Here is a 23507-nt window from a genome sequence, read left to right as displayed (position 1 = left end):
CTACTCGTCTCTCCTACTCGGACTCGGACTCGGACTCGTGCTGCTGCTCCTGCTGCTCCTACTCCGCGTCGGCCTGGCCCTCGCGCACCACGACCACCGGGCAGGGCGCGTGCTCCGTGAGGTGACGGCTGACCGAGCCGAGCAGCACCCCGGAGAAGCCGCCGAGGCCGCGGCTGCCGACGACCAGCAGAGCGGCACCCTTGGCGGCCTGGAGCAGGGCGCCGGCCGCGTTGCCGGGCATCACGCTCTCGCTGATCGGCACGCCCGGGTCCTCCCCGACCACCTTGGTCACGCTCGCGGCGAGCGTCTGGCCGGCCAGCTCCTCGGGGTTGAGGGACTCCCCGGTGGGGACGGCCGTCCCGCCCCAACCGTAGAAGGCGGGGTACTCCCAGGCGGTGATCGCGCTGATCGTCCCGCCGACGGCCTTGGCGTAGTCGACCGCCCAGCGCAGCGCCTGCTCGGAAGCGGGCGAGCCGTCGACGCCGACGACGATCCGGTGGTTGCCACTCATGCGGTTGCTCCTTCGGTCTCTCCAAATCGGCAGTGATCATCCGAACATAGATCAAATCGGGCACTCGCTCGGCATGTGCCACACCGTGCACGGCACTGCGCAGGCAATTCGGGTGCCTGGCCCAGGACCCTGGCCGAGGACCACCGCGCGTACGGGTTCCGCGCCGCCGACGGCCGGACGCTGCCCTGCCTCGACCTCGACTTTTGACTCAACTGCGGTAGGCAGCCCACGAGTTGGACATCCGCTGGACCTGGCCCGGGGTGAACTGGGTCATGCAGGAGTCGTAGCTGTAGTCCATGAAGTTGTGGATCGGGTCGAGCCCGCCACCCGGGCAGGTGTGCCGGCCCTCGGGGCAGCCGAAGGCGGCGCTGCGCTCGGGCGGCGTGTCGTCCACGTAGTCGCCCGGGGGCAGGCAGCCGCCCTGGAAGGTGTGGAACAGGCCGAGCCAGTGGCCGATCTCATGGGTGGCGGTGTTGCCCTCGTTGTAGTGGGTGGCGGGGCCGCCGGGCAGCGAGTCGTCCAGGATCACCACGCCGTCGTCGGCCGGGTTCGAGCGGTAGACGTCGGGGAAGGTCGACCAGCCGAGCAAGGACTGGCCGAGGTGGGCGGTGTAGAGGTTGAGGGTGCCCTGGTCGCCCTTGCGCAGGGCGGTCTTCATCGACCGCTCGGCGGCGGAGCCGGGGGTCATGCCGGAGTACCAGCCGGAGTTGTCGGTCCAGTCGGTGCCCGCCAGTTCGAAGTGGAACTGGGTGGGGGTGTTGCCCTCGCCCTGGCCGCCGTAGGTCGCGTTGAGGTGGTCGACCTGGGCGGCCACGACGCTCCCGTCCAGCCGGCCGGCCTCCCCGGAGTGGATCACGTGGACGTACACCGGGACGGTGGTCGGCGCGGCGGCCAGCTGGATGTGGGCGGGGCCGAGCTCGGTGAGCCGGTGGTCCAAGTCCGCCTGCATCGCCCGGGCCCGGTCGGCGCTCACGGCGTTCGGGTCCCGGCCCGCCTGGCTGCCGGCCGGCTTCCGGGCGGCAGGATCGGCACCGACCGCCCCGTCGGCACCGTCGGCCTCACCGGCACCGGCGACTGCGGTGCCGTCGCAGACGGCCGCCACCGCGCGGTGCGGGGCGGGCGCGGCGAACTGGCTCAGCCCGGCCGCGGCGACCAGCGCGGCGGCGCAGGGGAACAGGCGGGGGGCACGCGAGCGCACCCGGGCAGTACGGCGCATCAGCGCTCCTGACGGAGAGGTGAGGGGGGAGGTGACGGGCAGCTGACGGAGGTGACCGGGACTCGACCGCTCCTCGGGCCCGCCCACCGGCGACCGGCGCCCGGCGCGGACCCGCCCGAGACTACGACGCCGAGAAGTCGATCTCCCGCAGGGCGCGCGCGGCACCCCGGTCGAGTACCACGGCCGACGCACAGCCGGCCGGCGGCCGTCCCGCCCCGAGCAGCAGCCCGCGCAGCCGGGCCGCCGCGCCCCGGTGCCGGGCGAAGGCGTAGCGCGAGACCCACCGCCCACGCCGCCGCTGCCCCGCCCGGGCCTCCTCCGGGTCCACGTCGAGCAGCAGCAGGTGCACCCGGCGGCCCTGCCCGGCGGCCGCGCGGACCAGCCAGAACCGGACCAAGGGCAGCGTGCCGCAGTCGTGGACTGCCAGCGGCCCGCCGTCCAGCACGGCCCGGCGCAGCCGCCGGTAGTGCGCGAGCCGGGCCAGCGGACGGTACAGCGCGTACGGGAGGCGGCCGGGCAGCCGGGCCGCGTACTCCTCGCGGACCAGCTGGGAGTCGACCAGCGGGGCGCGGACACTGCGGCGCATCAGGGTGCTCTTGCCGCTGCCGGGCAGTCCGGTGACGACCAGCAGGTCGCCGACGGGATAGCGCAGCGCGGCCGGGCCGGGGCCGCGCAGCTCGTGCACACCGGCGCGGACGGTTCGGGCCGCGTTCGGACGACCCTCGGGCGGTCGGTTGCCGGCTGGGCCGCCCCCGGCAGCGCGGGGCGGCGGCACCCGTGGCGCCGCCGCCCGCGGTATTCGTGTCCCCGTCACCGGCCCTCCGCCCGCCGCTTCCGCTCGCGTTCCCTGCCACGAGCATGGCGTATGACCAAGAACGAGTAAAGACCGGTGGTCAGAGCGGGTGCGGAGGCTCCGGCAGGAGGCTAGCCCAGCTGCGGGGCGACCCGAGCGGCGACCAGCTCCAGGTGGTCGAGGTCAGCCAGGTCGAGCACCTGGAGGTAGACCCGCTCGCTGCCGACCGCCGCGTACCGGCCGAGCTTCTCCACCACTTCGTCCGGAGTGCCGGCCAGGCCGTTCTCCTTCAGCTCCGCCACCTCGCGACCGATCACGGCGGCCCGGCGGGCCACCTCGGCGTCGTCCCGGCCGACGCAGAGCACCAGGGCGTTGGAGTACACCAGCTCGTCGGCCGAGCGGCCGGCCTGCTCGACGGCGGCCCGGACCCGGCCGAACTGCGCGGCCGTGTCCTCCACCGAGGCGAACGGCATGTTGAACTCGTCGGCGAAGCGTGCGGTCAGCGCCGGGGTGCGCTTCGGGCCCGAGCCTCCGACCAGCACCGGGATCCGCTCCTGGGCGGGCTTGGGCAGCGCGGGCGAGTCGGTGAGGGTGTAGTACTCCCCGGCGAAGTCGAAGGTGTCGCCGAGCTTGGTCCGCCACAGCCCGGTGATGATCTCCAGCTGCTCCTCCAGCCGCCCGAACTTCTCCTTCGGGAACGGGATGCCGTACGCGGTGTGCTCGGCCTCGTACCAACCGGCGCCGAGGCCGAACTCGACCCGGCCGCCGCTCATCGCGTCGACCTGGGCGACCTGGATCGCGGTGACGCCGGGCAGTCGGAAGGTCGCGGCGGTCATCAGGGTGCCGAGGCGGATGGTGCTGGTGTCGCGGGCGAGGCCGGCCAGGGTGATCCAGGCGTCGGTGGGACCGGGCAGGCCGTCCACGTCGCCCATCTTGAGGTAGTGGTCGGAGCGGAAGAAGGCGCTGAAGGCGCCGAGCTCCTCTGCGGTGCGGGCGACCTTCAGGAGGGTGTCGTAGCTCGCGCCCTGCTGGGGCTCGGTGAAGATGCGGAGATCCATGCGGACCATTCTGGTACGGACCGCCCGTTCGGGAACGCAGGGAACCGGCCATGCCACGGAACGTTCCGAAGGTGGCCAAGGTCTCAGCACGGAACCATCACGTCCCGGCTCGCCTCCCCGACGACTCGCCTACCGTGGACGGATGTTCGCGACCCCCGACGAGTCTTTCCGGCGCTCCCCCGACGAGCCCGGCGGCTGCCCGCTGCCCGGCATCGTGGCCGCCTTCACGCCCCGGCTGGCCGAGTTCGCCTTCGAGCCCGGTTTCGTCGCGGCCGTCGACCAGCACGCGGCGATGCTGCGGGAGCTGCTGTACGCCCAGGGGCCGGAGCTCGCGCCCCTGCCCCTGGACCGTGAGGAAGTGTCGGACTACGCGCTGGGCTTCCTGGACGCGCTCACCGAGATCGGCTGGCGGGAGCCGGTGGGCTACGACTACGCCGTCACCCGGCTGACTGCGATCTGCTGGCTGGTGCGCGACCAGGGGCTGCTGGAGGCCTGAGCCTGTGCCTGGCTCTGAGCCTGGCTCTGTGCCTGCTGTCTGGTGCCTCGCCGCGAATATGTAGCCCGGTCTACATCGCCAGATTTTTTCTGTAGACCGGTCTACAGACTCTTTTTCGGTAGACCGGTCTACAGGGACGCTATCCCGGTAGACCGGTCTGCATATCGTTCTCAGAAGACCGATCTACCGATCCTGACCAGGCTCGATGCCCGGCGCCGGCGGGTTGCCCGGGCCGGTCTGGGTGGTCGGGCGGACCGGCTGGTTGGTCAGCGCGTCGGAGCGGCCGGCCTGGTAGGCGGTGCCGCGCAGCCGGGCGCTCTCCTGTTCGGCGCTGTCCAGCCACCGCTCCCAGCGCTGCCGCATCGGCATGATCAGGCCGCCGCCGACGCCGACCACCACCACTCCGGTGACGATGGCGAGCGCCGCGATCAGCACCGGCCCGGTGATCGCGGTCGCGATCCCGGCCTGGCCGAGCGCCGCGATCACCCCGAGCGCCACGATGAACCCCCATGCCACGGTGGAGACGGTGCGCCCGTACGAGGCCCCGGAGAGCGCGTTGCCGACGATGTCGCGCACGCCGTTGGCGATGGCCATCGCCACCACCACGATCGCGACCGCGACGATACCCCTGGGCAGCCAGGCGACGATGCTGTGGATCATCACGCTGATCGGGTTCGGGCCGAAGACGCCGAACGCCAGCTGCAACGCCATCAGCAGGATCGCGTAGTAGACGATCTTGCAGATGATGCCGGTCATGTCGTACTTGGAACCGCTCAGGTACCGGGCCATCCCGGCCCGCTCGGCGACCTTCTCCGAGCCGACGCGGCGCAGCACGCGGTCCAGGATCCGGGCGATCGCCTTGGCCACGACCCAGCCGATGGCCAGGATCACCAGGAAGGCGATGAACTGCGGGATGACCTTGGCGATCTTGCCCCAGGCCTGGGTGAAACCCGACCCGAAGTCGACGGAGAGTGCGAGCTGCTGAGCCACGGAGTCCTCCACTGGGTGACACGGCGCCACAAGCGGCGCACGCGGCCCCCCACCCTTCGTGGATAGCAGCACCCCGCCGAGCCCGCGCGCGCCCGAATGTCCGGATGGTTCCGTCGGGTGAACGCTCCCGCCGTCCGCACGCGTACAGTGGCGGTCCGGGCCGACGGGGCGGGGGCCACGGATTGCGGATCCACGGTGACGGGGCGGGACGGAGCTCGACGGTGCTGGACGGTGCGAAGGTGAGCGGAAGCGGTACGGATCCGGGCTCGGCCCCGGGCCCGGGGACCGGTGCGGCTGCGGGGACCGGTGCGGCGTCGCACCGGGCGCTGCACTGGCGGGTGCGCCCCCCGGTGGCCAGGTCCGCCGTCGTGGTCCTGCACGGCGGCGAGGAGCACAACCTCGCCCGGCCCCGCCGGCTCAACCTCCCGCTCCTGCGGATGCACGGCTTCCTGCGCGGGCTGACCCGGGAGACGGCGGGCCAGGGGGTCGCCATCGCCACGGTGCGGTACCGCCACCGCGGCTGGAACGGGGACCGCGCCGACGCCGCCCAGGACGCGCTCGCCGCGCTCGACGAACTCAGCAAGGCCCTCGGCCAGGTGCCCACCGTCCTGGTCGGCCACTCCATGGGCGGCCGCGCCGCCCTGCGGGCCGCCGGGCACCCGACCGTCACGGGCCTGGTCGCCCTCGCCCCCTGGTGCCCCGCCTCCGACCCCTGCGAACAGCTCGCCGGCCGCGACGTCCTGCTGCTGCACGGCGACCGCGACACCGTGACCGCCCCCGCCGACACCCACGCCTTCGCCGCCCGCAGCCGCGCGGCCGGCGCCCGCGTCTGCGGCTACACCGTCGCCGGCAGCGGCCACGCCATGCTCCAGCGCATCCCCGACTGGCACCGCGCCACCACCCGCCTCACCACCGCCCTCCTCGGCCTCCAGCCCCTCCCCGCCGAGACCGCCTCCGCCCTCGCCCTCCCACCCTCCTCCCCCGAGGCCCTCACCCTCCCCCTCCCCCGCCAACCCCGGACGGCCCCCGCCCTCCCGACCAGCACCTGAGCCAACCCACGCCCGGACTCGGGCACGGGCGGCGATGTGACCGCCGTGGGGGTGGGTGAGCCAGCAGCGTGGGTCGGCGACGGGCAGGCGGCTACGCGGCCGGGAGCGGCGGATCAGCCGTGGCAGCCCCGTCGGAACCGTGGGGCTGTGGGGCCGTCCTTGCCGTCGGGGCCGGATCGTCCGCCAGGAATCCTCGGGCCTGTCGGCGAGGGGTGGGGGTGGGCTGGTGGCTTCGAGTACGCATTCGGGTGACCGCGGTCGATTCAGCCCACCGACTGGATCCGACGTGCTATTCGGGCTCGGCGGCCGGGGTGGGGACGCGGCCGGCCAGGAGGGCCCGGCCGAGCGGGGTGGGGCGGTGGGTGACGGTGCGGCCGTCGCGGTCCTTGGTGGTGAGGCCGGAGTCGGCGAGCACGGTGGCGTGTTCGCTGGCGGAGGCGGTGGAGATGTCGAGCAGTCCGGCCAAGTCCTTGGTGGAGCAGGGGCCGTGGATGGCGATGGCCTCCAGGGCGGCGGCACGGGTCTGGCCGAGCAGGGCGGTGAGGGTGCGGCTCGGAGTGGGTTCGGGCTCGGGCTGCAAGGGGCCGTTGATCCTCGCCGGGTAGAGGAGGACGGGCTGCTGCCGCGGGTCCTCGTAGCGGGCGATGACGGGGCGGCGGGGGCCGAACACGCAGGGCTGGAGCAGGAGTCCGCGGCCGTCCAGCCGCACGTCGTGCCGGCAGTCCCCGATCAGCGGGAAGCTGAGCACCGGGCGGCGCCAGGAGACCGCCGGGTGCAGGGAGGCGAGGACCAGGTCCGGTTCGCCGATCCGGCGGCGCCGACCGTGCTCGGTGGTGACGATGGTCTCGATCTGCCGCCGGTACGGGTCGATCGCGCGGGTCTGGTAGTCGGCGGTGACGTTGCCGAGCAGCCTCCTGGCCCGCCGGTCGCCCGCCGCCACTCCGCGCGCGAAGGCGCTCAACTGCCGTGCCCCGCCCACCGATCGCAGGTGCTCGCGGAGCGGCTCCTCGGGCGCCTCGGCGGTGGCGCTCTCGGTGGCGCCGGGGTCTCGGCGCACGGTGAGGAACTCCGGGATGGCCGAGGGGGTGTAGAGGTCGAAGAGCAGCGCGGTGCGCGGGTTCCAGGTCGCCCGCAGCCGGTTGCGCCACACCTGGAAGCGGGGATCGCAGCGGCCGCTGACCAGGCCGTGGACGCTGAGGGACAGCTCCATCGACATGTCCGGGCACTCGGCCACCCGGACGCGGTCCAGGTCGTCCGTACCGAAGAAGATTCGCAGCACGGACAGGATCGTCACCCTGCGGGCCGCTGGTCCGCAAGACCGTTCGGCGAGGACCGAATCCATTGCCTCGCGGCCTGCCGCACCGGCAGGCTCGGAGGGCCGGCGGGGGCGGCGGGCCGGCGGGGCGGCAGCCGTCGCCGCGCCCGGGCGGGGTGCCCCGGGTGACGGACCGGGGCGCCCCGCCGGTACGGAGGGTGGCCGACGGCGGCGGCCCACCGGCCGCTCAGCCCAACTCGGCTCAGCCCAACTCGGCTCGGCTCAGCCCAGCTCAACTCAGCCCAGCTCGGCCGCCGACTCGACGACCACGCCGTAGAGGTCCCCGACGGTGGCCAGCGCGCCGCGGTGGACCTGGGCTGCGCTGAGCTCCGCGGCGCCGGACTCCAGCGGGCGGGTGGCGCAGGCGTCGGCGACCACGGTGGGACGGTTGCCGCGCAGGAAGGCGCCGGCGGTGGTGAAGGCGACGCACAGGTGGGTCATGAACCCGGCGACCACGACGTCCTGGTGGCCGGCCGCGTCCACCAGTTCGCCCAGCTCGGTGCCGACGAAGGCGTCCGGGGCCTGCTTGACCACCACCCGCTCGCCCTCGGCGGGGGCGACGGCCGGGTGGATCTGCCCGATCTCCTCGCGGATGTCGTACGGGGTGCCCGCGCCGCCGTCGTTGATGACGTGGATGACGGTGGCGCCCTCCGCCCGGGCCCGGGCGAGCAGGGCGGCGGCCGCGTCGAGGGCCTCGCGCCAGCCGGTCAGCTCCATCACGCCGCGGGTGTAGGTGTTCTGGTAGTCGACCAGCACGAGGGTGGCCGCACCGAGCCGGGCGGGCTTGTCGTCGAGGCCGGTGAGGGTGCGCAGGGTGGTGGTGGGCGTGGGCATGGCTGTACCGCCTTCGTCGCTGGGGGGGTGTCCGGGCAGGTCACGCCTGGTGCGGCCTGCCCCAGGAACGCTACGGGCGGGTGCGGTATGGCGGCAATGCCGTCTAACCTGCAGATTCCGACATCAGGGGCACCGCATGAGGATCGAGGGAGAACCCGTGGAGAGCGCGCAGTGGCTGATCGTCATCGTCCTGTTCGAGGGCGTCGACCTGCTGGACGTCACCGGACCGCCCGAGGTGTTCTCGCTGCTCCGGCGGGAGACCGGTGACGCGGCCGGCTACCGGGTGGTGCTGGCCGCCGCCACCACCGACCCGGTCACCACCGCCGCCGGGGTGCGGATCCTGCCCGACCTGACCTTCGAGCGGGCCCTCGCCGCGGGCGGCATCGACACCCTGCTGGTGCCCGGGGCGGTGGAGGTCGACGACGCCGGGCGGGTGCGGGCGGCGGTCGACCCGGACGTGGTCGAGCACGTCCGCCGGCTGGCCACCCGTTCGCGCCGGGTCGCCTCGGTGTGCGTCGGCGCGCACCTGCTGGCCGCCGCCGGGCTGCTGGACGGCAAGCGGGCCACCACCCACTGGTCGACCGCGGGCCAACTCGCCGCCGAGTACCCGCAGATCGAGGTCGACGCCGACCCGATCTTCATCCGCGCGGGCGAGGTCTGGACGGGCGCGGGCATCAGCGCCTGCCTGGACCTCTCGCTCGCCCTGGTCGCCGAGGACTTCGGCGAGGAACTCGCCCTGCGGGTCGCCCGCCAGCTGGTGATGTACCTCAAACGACCCGGCGGCCAGAGCCAGTTCAGCGTCCCGCTGGAGCCGGTCTCCACCACCCGGCGGATCGAGGAGCTGCGCCACCACATCCTGCGCAACCTCACCGGCCGACTCACCGTGCCGGAGCTCGCCGCCCACGCGCACCTCAGCGAACGGCAGTTGATCCGGATCTTCAAGACCGAGCTGGGCACCACGCCGAGCGCCTACATCGAGTCGGCCCGGGTCGAACTCGCCCGCCACCGGCTGGAGTCGGGCGACGACACCCTCGAACGCGTCGCCACTGCCTGCGGGTTCGGCACCACCGACACCCTGGTGCGCGCCTTCCGCCGCCGGCTGGACACCACGCCGACGGACTACCGGCAGCGCTTCCGTACCGGTGTCACGCCACCGACACCCGCGCCGTGAGCGGAATCCGCACCGTGAAAGCGGTACGGCCGGGCCGGCTGGCCGCCTCGACCGTGCCGCCGTGAGCCTGGACCACGGCCCGGACGATGGCCAGGCCCAGCCCGGTCGAGCCGGTGGCCCGGGAGCGGGCCCGGTCGCCCCGGACGAACCGCTCGAAGACCCGCTCCAGCAGCTCCGCCGGGATCCCCGGACCCTCGTCGACGACACCCAACTCGACCTGATCCGCGGCGAGTTCGAGGCTCAGCTCGACGGCCGTACCGGCCGGGGTGTGGGTACGGGCGTTGGCCAGCAGGTTGGCCACCACCTGACTCAGCCGGTGCTCGTCCCCGCGCACCAGCACCGGCTCCTCGGGCAGCACCAGGCGCCAGCGGTGGTCGGGGCCGGCCGCCCGGGCGTCGGCCACGGCGTTCAGCGCGATCCGGGTGAGGTCCACCTCGTCCCCGGCCAGCGGGCGGCCCGCGTCCAGCCGGGCGAGCAGCAGCAGGTCCTCGACGATCGCGCCCATCCGCAGCGCCTCGGCGTCGATCCGCTCCAGCGAGTGCCGCACCTCGCCGGGCACCTCGCCGGGGTGCCGCAGTGCCAGTTCGGCGTGGCCGCGGACGGCGGCCACCGGGGTGCGCAGCTCGTGGCTGGCGTCGGCGGCGAAGCCGCGCAGCCGCTCCTCCACCGCGTGCCGGCGGGCCAGGGCGTCGCCGACGTGGCCGAGCATCCGGTTGAGCGCCGCGCCGACCCGGCCGACCTCGGTGCGCGGGTCGTCGTCCGGCACCCGCTCGGCCAGCATCACCGCGCCGCTGGCGAGCGGCAGCGCGCTCACCCGCTCGGCCATGCCCACCACCCGGCGCAGCGGACGCAGCGACCAGCCGACCCAGACCGCCCCGGCGGCGCCGGCCACGGCGACGGCGATCGCGAAGACGGTCAGCTCCAGGGTCTCCAGCCGCGTCACGGTGTCCTCGGCCGGGCCCAGCGGCAGCCCGCACACCAGTACGTCCCCGTCCCGGCCGGCCACCGCCCGGGCCCGGTAGTGGCCCAGCGTGCCGCCCAGGTCGAGGGTGCGGGCCGAGCCGCCGACCGGCAGGGCGGCCAGCGAGCGCTGCTGGTCGGGCGTGAAGGTGACCCGGTCGTCCGCGTCGTCGGGCCGGTTGGCGTCGTCGGCGTCCCCGTCGACCACCCCGGCGGCGGTGACCCGCCCGTCCACCAGCCGTACGCCCAGGGTGCCGGGGGTCTGGGCCCGGGTGTCCGGGACGGAGCCGGGGCCGCTGTACTCGAGGCTCGCGGCGTAGCGGCCGCCGGCCTCGGCGAGCTGCTGGTCGAGGCGGTCGACCAGGAAGTGGCGCAGGGCGGCGGCGGTGGCGAAGCCGACGGCGGCGCAGGTGACCACCAGCAGCACCAGCAGGCCGGCGATCAGGCGGGCGCGCAGGGTGCGGGGCAGCAGCTTCCGCAGTACCTTCGCGGCCTTCGCGGCGGCCCGCTCCACGGCCCGCGTCACTGCCCGCGTTGCTGCCCGCGTCACTGCGCGCATCACTGCGCCGCCTTGATCAGGTAGCCCGCGCCGCGGACGGTGTGGATCATCGGGCTGCGCCCGGCGTCCAGCTTCTTGCGCAGGTAGCTGATGTACAGCTCGACGATGTGCGCCTGGCCGCCGAAGTCGTACGACCAGACCGCGTCCAGGATCTGCGCCTTGCTGAGCACCTGCCGAGGGTGGCGCATCAGGTGGGCGAGCAGGGCGTACTCGGTCGGGCTGAGCTCGATGGTCTCGCCGTCCCTGGTCACCTCGCGGGCCCGGTCGTCCAGGACGAGGTCGCCGAGCACCAGGGCGTGCGCGGGCGGTCGGTGCGGCCCGTCCGTCGGGGCGGCCCGGCGCAGCAGCCCGCGCAGCCGCACCACCACCTCGGCCAGGCTGAACGGCTTGGTGACGTAGTCGTCGCCGCCCGCCGCGATCCCCGCGATCCGCTCCTCGACGGCGTCCCGGGCGGTGAGGAAGAGCACCCGCACCTCGGGCTGCTCGGCGTGGATCCGGCGCAGCACCTCCAGCCCGTCCAGGTCGGGCAGCATGACGTCGAGCACCACGGCGTGGGGCCGCCACCGCGCCGCGTCCCGGACGGCCTCCAGGCCGGTGGTCGCGCCGCGGGCCTGCCAGCCCTCGTAACGGACGGCGCCGCAGACCACCTCGACCAGGTCCGGTTCGTCGTCGACGACCAGGACCCGCCAGTCCGGGCGGTCGCCGGTGCCGGCGGCGTCCGGGCGGTCGGCGGTGTCGTCCATGGTGCTCCCTCGGTTCGGCAGTGGACAACGCTCATTCTGGCCCGCCGCGATGAGAAACCCGTGAGATCACCAGGACTGGTTCGTGAACCAGTACACCGCCTCCGACCTGCGGAGACAAGGATTCCGGCGGGCGCCGGGGCCGGGCTCGCTCAGAGGCGACTCAGAGCTTGCGGTGCCATCGTGGACCGCCCCGGCGGGGCCGTGCCACCGCCGGGAGTCAAGGAGGATCCGCGATGAGCACTGCCACCGTACCGAAGTCCCGGCAGGCGCCCGCCGGCCCGCGTCACCGGGCGGCGGCCCACCCGTCGCTCGCGTTGCCGCCGGGCGCGGCGCTCGGCCTGATCGCCGCCGGGGCGCTCGGCGTGCTCGGGCTGTGGTGGATGAACACCGCCTCGGTGGTCGGCGCGGCCGGCTGGCTGACCGGCGCCGGGCGGATCGCCGGACTGCTCGCCGGGTACGCCGCCCCGGTGCTGCTCCTGCTGATGGCCAGGCTGCCGCCGGTGGAGCGCGGGGTCGGCGCCGACCGGCTGGCCCGCTGGCACGCCTACGGCGGCCGCTGGCTGGTCGGCCTGGTCACGGTGCACGTGCTGACCGTGATCTGGGGCTACGCGCTCACCGACGGGCGCGGGCCGGTCGGCGAGGGCGTGGAGATCGTCTTCCACTACCCCGACATGCTCAAGGCCACCGCGGGCACCCTGCTGATGCTCGGCACCGGAGCGGTCTCCGCCCGGGCCGCCCGCCGCCGGCTCTCCTACGAGACCTGGTACTACCTGCACCTGGCCACCTACCTCGCGGTGGCGCTCGCCTTCGCCCACCAGCTGACCACCGGCGCCGACCTCGGCGGCGGTCCCGGCCGGGCCGCCTGGTACGCGCTCTACTTCGGGACGGCGGCACTGCTCGGCTGGTTCCGGCTGCTGCGGCCGTGGCTGCTCAACCGGCGGCACGGGCTGAAGGTGGCCGAAGTGCGCCCGGAAGGCCCCGGGGTGGTCTCGCTCTTCCTGTCCGGTCGGCGGCTGGACGAACTCCGCGCCGAGCCCGGCCAGTTCTTCCGCCTCCAGTTCCAGGCCCCCGGGCTGCGCTGGGCCGCCAACCCGTACTCGCTGTCCGCGCCGGCCCGCCCGGACTTCCTCCGGTTCACCGTCAAGGACCTCGGCGGGCACAGCGCCGCCGTCGCCGGACTGCGCCCGGGCACCCGGGTCCGGGCCGAGGGGCCGTACGGGGCGTTCACCGGACGGCAGCAGCGGCAGCGCAAGGTGCTGCTGCTCGGGGTGGGCGTGGGGATCACGCCGCTGCGCGCCCTGTTCGAGACCCTGCCGGGCGAGGTCACCCTGGTGCAGCGGGCCCGGCGCACCGAGGACGTGCTGTTCCGGGCGGAGCTGGCGGACGTCGCCCGGCGGCGCGGCGCGGTGGTGCACGAGCTGCTCGGCTCGCGGGAGCAGGTCGGGGACCTGGGCGCGGCGCTGGCCCGGCTGGTGCCGGGGCTGGCGGAGCACGAGGTGTACCTGTGCGGGCCCGAGGCCGTCGCCGAGGAGGCCGTACGGGCGCTGCGGGCGGCCGGGGTGCGGCCGGGGCGGATCCACCGCGAGTCCTTCGTCTTCTGAGCCCGCCCACCAGTCCATTCATCGGAGGAGTCGTCCAGTCATGCGCCGAGCCGTCGTCACCAGTGCCGCCACCGCCGCCGGGGTGGTGCTGCTGCTCTCCCTCAAACCGCACCAGGCGACCGGGAACGCGCCCGTGATCAGCTCGGGGGCGGACACCTCCTCGGGCGCCGGGTCGTCCTCGGGCTCCGGGTCGTCCTCGGGCTCCGGGCCCTCGTCGGGCTCCTCGTCCGGGAGCGGGAGCACCGGCGCCGCCGACGCCTCCGCCTCCGCCTCCCCCACGCCCGCACCGGCCGCCGGCGGAGCCGCCCGGAAAGTCAGCGGGGACACCGTGAACACCCGGTACGGCCCGGTGCAGGTGCAGGTCACCCTCGCCGGGAGCCGGATCACCGGCGTCGACGTGGTCAAGTACCCCACCGAGGACCGCCGGGACCGCGAGATCAACGCCGACGCCCTGCCCACCCTCAACCAGGAGGCGATCTCCGCGCAGAGCGCCCGGATCGACGCGGTCAGCGGCGCGACCTACACCAGCGACGGCTACATCCGCTCGCTGCAGAGCGCCCTCGACCGGGCGAAGGGCTGAGGCCGGTGCTGCGGCACGCCGAACCCGTGATGGGCACCGTGTTCTCGATCACCGTCCGCGACCCCGGGCCCGGCACCCCCGACGCGGTGCGGGGGATCGCCGCACGGCTGCACCGGATCGACGCGGTGTTCTCCCCGTACCGGGCGGAGAGCGACATCAGCCGGCTCGGGCGCGGCGAACTGGCGCTCGCCGACTGCGATCCCGAGGTCCGCACGGTGCTCGACGCCTGCCGCGAGGTCGCGGCCGAGACCGACGGCTACTTCACCGACCGGCCCGGCGGCCGGCTCGACCCCAGCGGCTGGGTCAAGGGCTGGGCCGTCGAGGAGGCGGCCCGGCTGCTGCGCGCCGCCGGTGCCCGGCAGTTCTGCGTCAACGGGGGCGGGGACGTCCAGACCTCCGGCGGGCCCTGGCGGATCGGCATCGCCCACCCCGGGCAGCCGGGCGCGCTCGCCGCCGTCCTGGCCGGCAGCGACCTCGCCATCGCCACCTCCGGCACCGCCGAGCGCGGCGCCCACATCCTCGACCCGCACACCGGCCGCCCGGCGGACGGCCTGGCCTCGCTCACCCTGGTCGGCGCCCCGGGCACCGGCATCGCCCGCACCGACGCCTGGGCCACCGCCGCCTTCGCGATGGGCCCCGACCGGGCGCTCGCCTGGGCGGCCCGCCGGCCCGGGGTGGAGGCCCTCGCCGTACTGCCGGACGGCAGCAAACGCTGGACCCCCGGACTGCCCGGACACCTGCCGCCCGCCGGCCCCGCCGACTGGCAGCTCGCCGCGACACGCTGATCCACTGCGGCAACTCGACTGCTACCGAGCCGAGTTCACTAAATCAGGTGAACCCCGGCGATCATGCCTCGCTCACCCCCGTGCGGTGGCCGATAGTGGGGAAACCGATCGGGCACGGACCGCCCGACCCCCACCGGCCCCCAGCGGCCCCCAGTCGAGGAGACACCGCGCCGTGACACCCGCCGCCGCCCCGCCCGGCCGGGCCCCGTGAACGCCCCGCCCGGCCGCACCGCACTGGTCGTCGTCGACCTCCAGAACGACTTCTGCGCCGGACCGGTGGCCGCCGCCCGCTACCCCGGCGACCCGACCCGGCTCGCCACCGTCGCCGCCAACACCGCCCGCGCCGTCGAGGCCGCCCGGGCCCACGGCACCGAGGTGGTGTTCGTCCGCTTCCTCGGCGATCCGGCCCACCAGGGCGCGAGTTGGCGCCACCGGGACGCCGTCCTCGGCAAACGCCCCAAATGCCTCGACGGCAGCTGGGGCGCCGAGTTCCACGCCGTCACCCCGCGCGCGGACGAGCCCGTGTTCACCAAGTACGCGTGCTTCGACGCCTTCCTCGCCGAGGGCTTCGAGCAGCACCTGGTGGACGGCGGCATCCGGCACCTCGCGCTGACCGGCGTGTTCGCCGACGTGTGCGTGGACAGCACCGCGCGGACCGCCTTCCAGAAGGGCTACCACGTCACGGTGCTCGCCGATTGCACCGCGGCCCTGCACCTCCCGGACGAAGCCGTGCTGGCCTTCATGCGCCGGGTGTACGGCGCCCGGGTCACCACCCGCGACGAACTCGCCGTCTGGACCAGCCTCCCCGAGGCCCCCGGCCTTCTCCCTGAGACCTCCACCCCCCGACAGCAGGAGCGCGCATGAGCGTCGGCGTCACCACGAACACCGCCGTCACCGCCGTCACCGCCACCGAACACTCCGGCTCGGCCGAGGGCGTGCCGCTCACCGCCCTGCTGGTCGCCGCCGCCCGCGCCGTCGAGACCCACCGCCCCGACGCCCTCGCCCGGGACCGGTACGCGGAGCACTTCGTCCGCGCCGCCCCCGCCGCCGCCCACTGGCCGCTCCACCCCCGGGACGTCCCGGACGGCGAGGCAGACCCGCTGTGGGGCCGGCTCGGCCGCTACCTCGCCCTGCGCACACGGGCGTTGGACGACCAGCTGCTCCGCGCCGGCCAACTCGGCGCCCGCCAGGTCGTCCTGCTCGGCGCCGGACTCGACGCCCGCGCCTACCGGCTGGACTGGCCGGCCCACTGCACCCTCTACGAGATCGACCGGCCCGAGGTGCTCGCCTTCAAGCAGCGTGTCCTGGACGGCATCGAAGCCCGGCCGACAGCCCCGCACCGGGTCACCCTCGGCGCCGACCTCCGCACCGACTGGGCCGAGGCCCTCACCGGCGCCGGATTCCGGCCCGACCGGCCGACCGCCTGGCTCGCCGAAGGCCTGCTGCCCCACCTGCCCGCAGCGGCCGAACGCGAACTCTTCGCCACCGTCGACCGGCTCAGCGCCCCCGGCTCCACCCTCGCCTACGAGGCCAAGACCGGCACCGAGTCCGCCGCCGTCCGCGCCAACCCCGTCTACACCGCCACCCTCGAACGGACCGGCCTCGACCTGCTCGCCCTCCTCGACGCCGAACCCCGCCCCGACACCCCCGCCGACCTCGCCGCGCGCGGCTGGTCCACCACCGCCCACACCCCCTTCGAGTTCACCCGCCACTACGGCCGCGGCCCGCTCCCCGAACCCGACGACGCCCTCGCGGCCAACCGCTGGGTCTTCGCCGTCCGGCCCTGAGGAGCCGCCTCCCGCCGGTCCGGACGCAAGCTCGGTATACACGTTCCGTCAACGGTTCAAATTCCCGGCATCTTCTCCGCGTACCGTCGATCCGGCGCCCGATCAGGGGCCCAGGTACGGAGGAGAGACGCATCATGCACACCGCTGCCACCCACGTCGCCGTGCACGCCGCCGACGATCTGCTGCGCGACGGCTACGCCCGGATCACGCTCCGCGACGGCGCGGAGCACCTGCTGCACCGGGCGCTCGGCGAGAGCCGGGCGTTCTTCGGGCAGCCGACGGAGCGGAAGTTCCGCTACTCCACCGGGGACTTCAATTTCGGCTACCGCCCGCTCGGCCGCGAGTTCTCGGTCCGCGCCGACCGCCCCGACCTCAACGACTGCTTCACCCTCTGGCACGACCGCCTCGACCTGATCCCCCACGCGGCCGAACTCCCGGCCCTCACCGACGCCCTGCTCGCCTGGCGCGGCCACCTGGCCGGGCTGGTCGCCGACACCGTCGGCGAGATAGCCGCCCGGCTCGGCGGCCACAAGGCGCCCGCCTTCGAGGCGGCCTCCTATCTCCAGCTCAACGACTACGCGGCCACCGGCTCCGACCGCGACCTGCTCCAGGACCGGCACGAGGACGGCCACCTGGTCACCGTCATCCACGCCACCGCCCCCGGCCTGGAGCTCTTCCTCGACGGCGACCCCCGCCCGGTGCACACCGCACCCGACGAGGTCGTCCTGATGCCCGGCTCGGTCCTCACCGACCTCACCGCCGGCCGCGTCCCCGCCCTCTACCACCAGGTCCGCAACCTGCGCCTGCCGGAGCGCACCGCCCTGATGTACTTCGTCAACCCCGAGCTCACCGAGCCGGTGTACGCCTGGACGGCGGAGCCGGGAGGCGAGTCCGGGGCCGGGCGGGAGGACCTGCGGGAGAAGATCCGCAACAACCCCGGCATGTTCGGCCTCCCCGTCGTCCCGGTGCTCTGAGCCCCTGTGGCCGTCAGAAGTCCGACGGGACGGACCAGCGGCCCGAGCGCTCGAACCGCACCGTCCCGTCGAACTCCCGCAGCCGTGCGTCCTCGGCTCGTAGCAGCCGACGATCACGACGGCTCGAAAAGTGGTAGCGCGTCGTCGTCCGTGATCATCAGCCGCTTCCGTTGGGCATCCAGCCGGTCTGGATCAGCGTTCCGGACGGACGGGACGGGGTCACCTGGATTCCTTGGCCCGGGGGAAGCGGGCGGGGGGCGACGGAGCCCAGCAGGGGGCCTTCCTGTTCGTGGCCGGGGAGGACCACGCCGTGCGGGCCGAGGTCGCAGACCGCGCGCAGGAACGGCTCGGTGGCGCGGGCGCGGCCGGCGCCCTCGCAGCGGCGGGCGACGATCACGCGCACCCCCAGGTCACGGGCTTGCGGGAGGAATTCGACGAGCGAGGACAGCGGGTCGGGCCGGCCCTCGGCGAGGTTCGCGGCGATGAGTTCGTAGTCGTCCACGATCAGGAAGATGTCCTTGTCCAGCCGCCGCCGCTCGGCCGAGGCACGGTGGATGCGCGGCGTACGGCTGCCCGCCGCGACCCGGACGATCCGGGCCAGGGTCTCCAGGTCCGGCACGCTCGACGCGTAGTGGACGAGGTAGTCGGGCCGCAGCAGGTCGCGCAGCGTGCGGCGGAAGTCGAACACCAGGAAGCCCACCTCGTCCGAGCTGTAGCGCTCGGTGAGCTGCTTGACCAGCAGCCGGAGCAGTGCGGTCTTCCCCGATCCGGCGTCGCCGAACACGGCGAACAGCGGATCGGTCTCGAAGTCGACGAAGACCGGGGCCTGTTCGGCGACGTCCAGCCCGATGGCCAGGCCCTGCGGGGCATCCCCGCGCGGGAGGCGGTCGGCGGCCACCCCGGCGGGGGCGGACGTTCCGCCCTGCGGCACGAGCAGCGCCTCGGCCCGGCCGGGCCGGTCGAGTTCGGGGTCGGCCGCTCGGATCATCCGGTGCAGCCTCATCACGGCCGGGCCGGGCTCGACGGCGAACTCCCCCTCGAGGCGCGTCCGGAGCCGGTCGTAGACCTCCAGGGCCTCGGCCTGCCGCCCGCAGCGGTGGAGGGCGAGCATCAGCAGGGCGCACAACCGCTCCCGCAACGGGTGCTCGACGGCGAGCAGTCCGATCTCCGCGACGAACTCCTCGTGCCGTCCGAGTGCCAAGCCGGTGGTGTACAGGTCCTCGGTGGCGGCCATCCGGCGCTCCGTCAGCCGGGTGCGCTCCCAGGAGGCGTACGGCCCCGGGACTCCGTCCAGCGCGGGCCCCTCCCAGAGGTCGAGGGCGGACCGCAGCAGCGCATGCCGCGCGGACGGGTCTCCGGCCTGCTCCGCCTGGGCGGCATCGGCCAGGAGCCGCTCGAAGACGGCCACGTCGACCGAGCCCGGCTCGACGGCCAGTCGGTAGCCGTCGGCCACCGACTGGAGGATGTCGGCGGCCGCGCCGCGCGGCTGGGTGCCGTCGCCCAGGACGTGGCGCAGCCGGGAGATGTAGGTGCGCACCGAGGCCACGGCCTGGGCCGGTGGCAGGTCGCCGAAGACGGCGTTGACCAGGCTGGCCATCGGCACCGGTGCCGGACCGTGCATCAGGAGGGCGGCGAGGACGGCCTGCTGCTGCGGCGAGCCGACGGGCTGCGACACCCCGCCCCGCAGGACGCGCAGCGGGCCGAGCAGCCGGTAGCTCAGGCGGGTGTCGCCGAGGCGGGCCCGCGGCTCGGTCTGACGGAGCAACTCCTCTGCCCGGTCGTGCAGTTCGGTGAGCCTGGCCCGCTCCAGCTCCGCCGACGGCCCCGGCAGGCCGGCCAGCGGCGGGCCCTGCCAGAGGGCGAGGGCCTCCAGGGCGTGCAGGCGGGCTGCCGCCCGGCCGCCGGCCGACATCGCCGCCTCGGCTTGCTCCAGGGACCGCTCGAACAGCACGGTGTCGATCTGCTCGGAGGTGACGTTCAGGACCCAGGTGTGACCGTCCGCCAGCTCCTCCAGCACCTCGCGAGCGGCCGGTGAGGTGTTGAGCACCCGTTCCAACTCCTGGACATGGAACCACACTTCGTCGATCTCACGGGTGGACGAGGTGTGCTGCGGCCGGACCGCCTCGATCAGCACCTCGGCCCGGACCGGGCGGCCGCGGTACCTCAGCAGGGCGGCGAGCACCGCCTTCCGCTCCTGCGAGCCGAGCTCCACCGGCTCGTCCCCGCGCCAGGCGCCGACCTCGCCGAGCAGGGTGAACCGGAGCGGGGCTTCCGGTGTGCGCCCGGGCAGGCGCAGGGCGCCGGAGGCGGTGATCCGCTGGACGACCTCGGCGGCGGAGGACGGTCGGCGGCGCGGGTTCGGGTGCACCAGATCGAGGACGAGGCCTTGCAGGGCCTCGGGCACTCCGGTCTCCTGGAGGACGGTGCCGAGATCGAAGAGGTCGACGGTCCGATCCGTCGTGCCGTTCCCGTCGAGGTCGATCCCGAGGTCGCAGAGGACCGGACTGCCGTCCGGGCGGATGAGGATGTTGGCGGGCTCGACCCTGCCGTGCGCGATCCCCTGGTCGTGCAGGTACACCAGCGCCTCGGCCACGCCGTGGGCGATCCGCGCCGCCTCGTGCGCGGGCACGGAGCCGGCGTCGAGCAGGCTCCTCAGGTCCGGGCCGTCGATGAACTCCAGTGCCAGGTAGAGGCGTTCGGCGTCGGTGCCGGCGACCCGGCAGCCGACGATGCCCGGGTGGTCGAGATCGACGAGCCTCCTCGCCTGCCCCAGGAACACCTCCTTGTCCAGTTCGGGGAACAGGTGCTCCCGGTAGAAGGTCTTGACCGCGACGGTCGTACCGTCCCGTTCGTCCCGGGCACGCCAGATCTCGCTCTGCCGCCCCTGGGCGATCCGCTCGATGAGGCGGAAGCGGTGGGCGAGCAGCGGCTGTTCGGCCTCCCGCCGGTCGCCGCGCCAGCGACCCTCGAACTCCCAGATGTGGACGTGGGTGTCCCGGTCGCCGATCGAGGCGATCACGCAGCGGGTCTCGTCGCCGGTGATCCCGACGATCGTCCGCGCCCGGCCGGGGTCGACCACGGCGGCGGCGAAGTACTCGACGGTCGCGGGGTCTTCGGGCCGCCAGCGGTGCAGCCGTCCGGTGGGGTCGACGCCGACCAGGAGCGAGGGCCCGTCCGCCTGGGGCAGCGTGGTCATCGCCCAGGAGCGCTGGCCCCCGGGGAGCCCGGGCAGCTCCAGAATCACACCGTCGGTCCGAACGTCCCAGATCCGCATGCGGCCGTCGACATACGAGGTCCAGAGGTACGTGTGTCCGTCGGTGTGGACGAAGCGGGCCATCGCCACCGGCGGCTCGGGATATCCCCGCTCACCTGCCGCGAAGCCGCCGTCTCGGGGATCCCAGAAGGCGAATCCGGCATCGGAGTCCGCAGTGCAGAGGACGAACATCCGGTCGCGGAGTCCGGCCATCGCGACGAAGTCGGTGCCGGAGTCCTCGAGCTCGAACGCCGGCTCGATCTCCCGGCCGGTCGTCACGTCGATGTTGCGTACCAGCCGGTCCGCACCGAAGACGGCAAGGTAACCTCCGTCATCGGTCGGCATCAGTGCCATCGCCAGCGCGGGGCTGGGCAGCCGGAAGCTGCGCACGTTGGAGTAGGAGTCCCCGGATCCGGATGCTCCGGTGAGGACGGCCAGCTTCTCGTCGAGGTGCCAGGTCACCAGTTCGTCCGGGCGCCGGGGCATCCGGTCGAGCAGGTGCTGGAACTCCTGGGCGTGCTCGATCCGTTGGTAGGCGTCGCCGAGGCGGTGGCGGATCTCCTCGCGCAGTTCGGCCTCGGTGAGGAAACCGAGGGTGACGGTCCGCGCGGAGTCGAGGAAGCGCATCCCCTCCCGTGAGTTGACGTTGACGATCAGGCGGCCCGACCTGGCGGTGAGCAGAGCGGAGAGCTCACGGGGGAAGCCGGATCCCGGCCGCAGGGCGTCCACGACGATCAGCCAGTCCGGGTGGCCGCCGAGCACCTCGTCCAGGGGGGTGTCGGGCCCGGCCCCGAGGGCGGACCGTACCCGCTCGAACCCGGTCGCCAGCCCGTCCGCCGTCCGCCCGTTGATCCAGTGGACGAAGGAGTGGCGGTCGCCGTACGACTGGACGTACTCCTGGACGAGTCGGCGCCTGCCCATGCCCGGGGCGGCCTCGACCACCACCGGCCGGGTCTGCGCGCCCCCCGGTGCGCAGGCCTGGACGAGCCGGGCGAGCTCCTGGCCCCGCCCGATCATGCGCGGCGGGTCCGGCGGGCTGACGATCGGCGGCGCCGGACTCAGCAGCTCCCGCCGGATCGCCGATCCGGCACCGCCCGCCTTGCCGGTCAAGTGCCGCGCGATCGAGGCGTGTTGGCCGCCGGCCCCGGCCAGCACCGTCGCCGCGACCTCCGCGAACGGCCGGCTGCGCTCCGGCAGTCGGTGCCGTGAGTCCTTCGACGCGGCCGCGAGGGCGCGGAAGTCCAGGGTGCCGCCGAAGGTCGCGGCGACCCGGCCGGAGACCTTGGCGAGGACGTGTTCCAGCACCCGGACCGACTCGGTGCGGGTCAGTTCCCCGAGGAGTTCCTCCCGGACGCCGTCGACGAAGTCGTACACCACCTCGTCCGGGTCGGCGGCCTTCTCCCGCACCTCGATCAGTCCGGACAGGAACAGCTCCGCCAGCTCCCGCTGTCCCGAGGCCGGCACGGTCGCGCGCTGGACCAGGCGCATCACGGGCAGGCTGAGCGGCGCCGCCGCCAGGTGGCAGGCGAGCCGGTAGGCGTTCGGGGAGCTGCCGGCCCGGAAGGCGGCGACCCGGTCGGCGGGCGGGCGCGGGGCCGTGTCCCTGGTGCGCGGGCGCGGTGGTCGCGGAACTCCGCTGAGCGGCGCGGCGAGCATGGGCGTCCAGCCGGTGGTGCGGCCCGCGGTGAGGTCGGCCCAGGGGGCGAGCCAGTCGGCGTCGATCTCCAGGACCGGCAGCCAGCCCACCGCGGCCCGCGCCGGTTCGCCGGCCCGGCCGCGCGGGATGCCGGGCAGGGTCGCCTCGGTGCGCAGGACGGGGACGGGCCGGCCGTGGGTCGCGGCCCGGCCCTCGACCGGGGCGGGGCGCAGCGCCGTCCGGTGCCAGAGCCGGCGGGGCAGCACCTGGAGGGCGGCGGCCGGGCCGGCGGCCGCGGCCCGGGCCAGGAAGGGCACCAGCTCGGGCCCGTACCAGGCCGGTCCGACGCCGTCGGTGACGACGAACAGGATGCGGCGCCCGTGCGGGTCGGCGAGCGGGCGGGACCAGTTCCGGTCGGGGGTGGCGGGCGGTGGTGCGGCGGTGCGGCGGCGCCGGAAGGGGGTGAGGTGCGGGCTCTCCCGGTCGGTGTCGAGGGACCAGGTGCGCACCTCCTCGAAGGCGCCGTGGCGCTCCAGCAGGGTGGCGAGTTCGCCCGCCAGGTCGTGCCAGACGGCCATGGTGGCGCCGGTGTCGACCAGCAGGTCGACCGAGTAGCGGTGCCTGGTCCGCTGCCAGACCGGGAGCAGCACACCGGCCTCGGCGGTGGCCTCGGCCGTCGCCTCCTCGTCGAGGTGCAACGGCCGTCGGCCGCCGGGCCGGCGGGTGAGCGGGCGGCGCAGCGGCCGCAGGGCGCGGGCGATGGCGAGGGCGCCGGGCAGGGCGGTGGGCCGGGTGACCTGGACGACCTCGCCGCCGCGGGCGGGGTCTTTCGGGCGGTCGGGGTGCGCGGGGGTGCGGCGGGGGTGCAGTTCGACCTTGGGGTCGGGCTGCGGGGTGGCGGGCCCGGGCGGTCCGGGATCGGTGGCGCGGCGGTGGTCCGGTCGGGGGTCGGCGTCGTCCGGGTCCGGGGGCGGGGCGGTCGGGGGTAGGGGCCGGTCGGTCGGCGACTGCGCCTCGGCGGGGACGTCGGCGTCGGCGTCGGGCAGGGGATCGAGGCCGGCGAGCCGGGAGATCCACAGCACGTCGGCGAGGTCCTGCGGCTGCGGCGCGCCGTCCCCGGGTGCGACGAGTGCGGCGAGCGCCTGCCGCAGCGCGGCGCGCGCCGCCGTCTCCCGGTCCGTACCGAACCCGTCCAC

19 protein-coding genes are annotated in these 23507 nt (G+C 74.6%); 9 read left to right on the top strand and 10 right to left on the bottom strand.

Going from position 1 to position 23507, the window contains the following annotated elements; translation table 11 throughout:
• Positions 1 to 58: 58 nt before the first annotated feature.
• The 4 genes from ABTY61_RS00395 to ABTY61_RS00380 all read right to left on the bottom strand — a co-directional run bounded on the left by ABTY61_RS00395 (position 59) and on the right by ABTY61_RS00380 (position 3578).
• A complete protein-coding gene (locus ABTY61_RS00395; protein ID WP_350502633.1) occupies positions 59 to 511 on the bottom strand; it encodes a universal stress protein in 453 nt (150 codons plus the stop codon).
• Positions 512 to 719: 208 nt separating this feature from the next.
• The gene (locus ABTY61_RS00390; RefSeq protein WP_350502632.1) at positions 720 to 1727 is read right to left on the bottom strand and encodes a zinc metalloprotease; all 1008 of its coding nucleotides are present in this window, start codon (positions 1725 to 1727) and stop codon (positions 720 to 722) included.
• A gap of 121 nt (positions 1728 to 1848) precedes the next feature.
• The gene (locus ABTY61_RS00385) at positions 1849 to 2412 is read right to left on the bottom strand and encodes an AAA family ATPase (RefSeq protein ID WP_350502631.1); all 564 of its coding nucleotides are present in this window, start codon (positions 2410 to 2412) and stop codon (positions 1849 to 1851) included.
• Positions 2413 to 2651: 239 nt separating this feature from the next.
• Complete coding sequence (locus tag ABTY61_RS00380; RefSeq protein ID WP_350502630.1) at positions 2652 to 3578, bottom strand: LLM class F420-dependent oxidoreductase; 927 nt, start codon at positions 3576 to 3578, stop codon at positions 2652 to 2654.
• A gap of 142 nt (positions 3579 to 3720) precedes the next feature.
• Here ABTY61_RS00380 and ABTY61_RS00375 point away from each other — a divergent pair, with 142 nt between their 5' ends.
• Positions 3721 to 4074 carry a DUF6401 family natural product biosynthesis protein gene (locus tag ABTY61_RS00375; RefSeq protein ID WP_350502629.1) on the top strand — a complete coding sequence of 118 codons (354 nt, stop codon included), beginning with the start codon at positions 3721 to 3723 and terminating at the stop codon, positions 4072 to 4074.
• Between the two features lie 183 nt (positions 4075 to 4257).
• On the opposite strand, the gene ABTY61_RS00370 is transcribed toward ABTY61_RS00375, so the two are convergent.
• Entirely contained in the window at positions 4258 to 5064 is an 807-nt protein-coding gene (locus ABTY61_RS00370) for a mechanosensitive ion channel family protein (protein ID WP_350502628.1), read from the bottom strand.
• Positions 5065 to 5414: 350 nt separating this feature from the next.
• Between ABTY61_RS00370 and ABTY61_RS00365 the strand changes: the two genes are divergently transcribed.
• A complete protein-coding gene (locus tag ABTY61_RS00365; RefSeq protein WP_350502627.1) occupies positions 5415 to 6113 on the top strand; it encodes an alpha/beta hydrolase in 699 nt (232 codons plus the stop codon).
• 289 nt (positions 6114 to 6402) lie between these two features.
• Here ABTY61_RS00365 and ABTY61_RS00360 read toward each other — a convergent pair whose 3' ends face one another.
• Both ABTY61_RS00360 and ABTY61_RS00355 read right to left on the bottom strand, forming a co-directional pair.
• On the bottom strand, positions 6403 to 7392 hold the full coding sequence (locus ABTY61_RS00360) for an ArsR/SmtB family transcription factor (protein WP_350502626.1): 990 nt from the start codon (positions 7390 to 7392) through the stop codon (positions 6403 to 6405).
• A 273-nt stretch (positions 7393 to 7665) separates the two neighbouring features.
• Positions 7666 to 8262: an isochorismatase family protein gene (locus tag ABTY61_RS00355; protein WP_350502625.1), complete on the bottom strand. Its 597-nt coding sequence runs from the start codon at positions 8260 to 8262 to the stop codon at positions 7666 to 7668.
• Between the two features lie 136 nt (positions 8263 to 8398).
• On the opposite strand from ABTY61_RS00355, the gene ABTY61_RS00350 reads away from it, so the two are divergent.
• Positions 8399 to 9433 (top strand): GlxA family transcriptional regulator, encoded by a 1035-nt coding sequence (locus tag ABTY61_RS00350; protein WP_350502624.1) that lies wholly within the window; start codon positions 8399 to 8401, stop codon positions 9431 to 9433.
• Here ABTY61_RS00350 and ABTY61_RS00345 read toward each other — a convergent pair.
• Positions 9408 to 10919: a sensor histidine kinase gene (locus ABTY61_RS00345; RefSeq protein WP_502895177.1), complete on the bottom strand. Its 1512-nt coding sequence runs from the start codon at positions 10917 to 10919 to the stop codon at positions 9408 to 9410. The two genes, ABTY61_RS00350 and ABTY61_RS00345, sit on opposite strands and share 26 nt — an antisense overlap.
• 32 nt (positions 10920 to 10951) lie before the next feature.
• On the bottom strand, positions 10952 to 11695 hold the full coding sequence (locus ABTY61_RS00340) for a response regulator transcription factor (protein ID WP_350502623.1): 744 nt from the start codon (positions 11693 to 11695) through the stop codon (positions 10952 to 10954).
• Between the two features lie 233 nt (positions 11696 to 11928).
• On the opposite strand from ABTY61_RS00340, the gene ABTY61_RS00335 reads away from it, so the two are divergent.
• The 6 genes from ABTY61_RS00335 (at position 11929) to ABTY61_RS00310 (ending at position 17422) form a co-directional block, all read left to right on the top strand.
• Entirely contained in the window at positions 11929 to 13296 is a 1368-nt protein-coding gene (locus tag ABTY61_RS00335) for a ferredoxin reductase family protein (RefSeq protein ID WP_350502622.1), read from the top strand.
• A gap of 40 nt (positions 13297 to 13336) precedes the next feature.
• Positions 13337 to 13876, top strand: coding sequence for an FMN-binding protein (locus tag ABTY61_RS00330; protein ID WP_350502621.1), 540 nt, complete (start codon positions 13337 to 13339; stop codon positions 13874 to 13876).
• 29 nt (positions 13877 to 13905) lie between these two features.
• A complete protein-coding gene (locus ABTY61_RS00325; protein ID WP_350503064.1) occupies positions 13906 to 14661 on the top strand; it encodes an FAD:protein FMN transferase in 756 nt (251 codons plus the stop codon).
• A gap of 207 nt (positions 14662 to 14868) precedes the next feature.
• A complete protein-coding gene (locus ABTY61_RS00320) occupies positions 14869 to 15525 on the top strand; it encodes a cysteine hydrolase family protein (protein WP_350502620.1) in 657 nt (218 codons plus the stop codon).
• Entirely contained in the window at positions 15522 to 16448 is a 927-nt protein-coding gene (locus ABTY61_RS00315; RefSeq protein ID WP_350502619.1) for an SAM-dependent methyltransferase, read from the top strand. Before ABTY61_RS00320 ends, ABTY61_RS00315 begins: the two co-directional genes overlap by 4 nt.
• 134 nt (positions 16449 to 16582) lie before the next feature.
• Positions 16583 to 17422, top strand: coding sequence for a 2OG-Fe(II) oxygenase family protein (locus ABTY61_RS00310; protein ID WP_350502618.1), 840 nt, complete (start codon positions 16583 to 16585; stop codon positions 17420 to 17422).
• Positions 17423 to 17579: 157 nt separating this feature from the next.
• On the opposite strand, the gene ABTY61_RS00305 is transcribed toward ABTY61_RS00310, so the two are convergent.
• Positions 17580 to 23507: an SAV_2336 N-terminal domain-related protein gene (locus ABTY61_RS00305; RefSeq protein ID WP_350502617.1), complete on the bottom strand. Its 5928-nt coding sequence runs from the start codon at positions 23505 to 23507 to the stop codon at positions 17580 to 17582.

Origin of the sequence: Kitasatospora sp. NPDC096128 (genome assembly GCF_040303105.1) — a bacterium.
In the GTDB taxonomy this organism is placed as follows: Bacteria; Actinomycetota; Actinomycetes; order Streptomycetales; family Streptomycetaceae; genus Kitasatospora.
Note: the sequence above shows the minus strand (reverse complement) of the source record. Positions and strands in the feature narration are given on the sequence as shown.